The organism is Kineosporia sp. NBRC 101731, assembly GCF_030269305.1.
Lineage (GTDB): Bacteria > Actinomycetota > Actinomycetes > Actinomycetales > Kineosporiaceae > Kineosporia.
In genome coordinates, this window is sequence record NZ_BSTC01000051.1 from 1 (window position 1) to 454 (window position 454).

1 protein-coding gene is annotated in these 454 nt (G+C 65.6%); it reads right to left on the reverse strand.

The genetic code is table 11. From position 1 onward, the window contains the following. Positions 1 to 413: hypothetical protein (locus QSK05_RS36055; RefSeq protein ID WP_285601909.1), on the reverse strand; the 413-nt coding region annotated here is incomplete at its 3' end. Positions 414 to 454: the final 41 nt, after the last annotated feature.

A 454-nucleotide genomic window follows, 5' to 3' on the forward strand; every position in this document is an offset into this window, starting at 1 on the left:
TCCCAGGCGGGGCTGCCGGGGGTGAGGCGGTTGCGCATCTGGGTGTTGACCGAGACCGCGGCGCGCCAGTCGAAGGTGCCCTGGTAGACGAGTTGCCAGATGGCGGGGAGGTCTTGGCAGATCTCTATCGCGTTGACGACCTGGTTCGTGGCGGTGGTGCGGGTGATGCTCAGGGAGAGGCAGCTTTCGGCGGCGACGGCGTCGATGCCGTTGATCGGGTCGAACGTGGCCCCGGGTGGGACGGTCTGGGCCTGTGCCGCCAAGGTTGCTGCCTGGGCCAGGGATTGGGCCTGGACGGCGTCGAGGTAGCGTTTGACGCGTTCGGCGGCGGTGGCCGTGCCCAGGCAGTGGTTCTCGGAAGATGAAGGCCAGGAGAAGCTTTCAACTTCCTGGAAAAGGTCGAGAGGTGACATGGCCGCCAGGTTGACCTGGGGCCAGGCTGATAACACGTTTT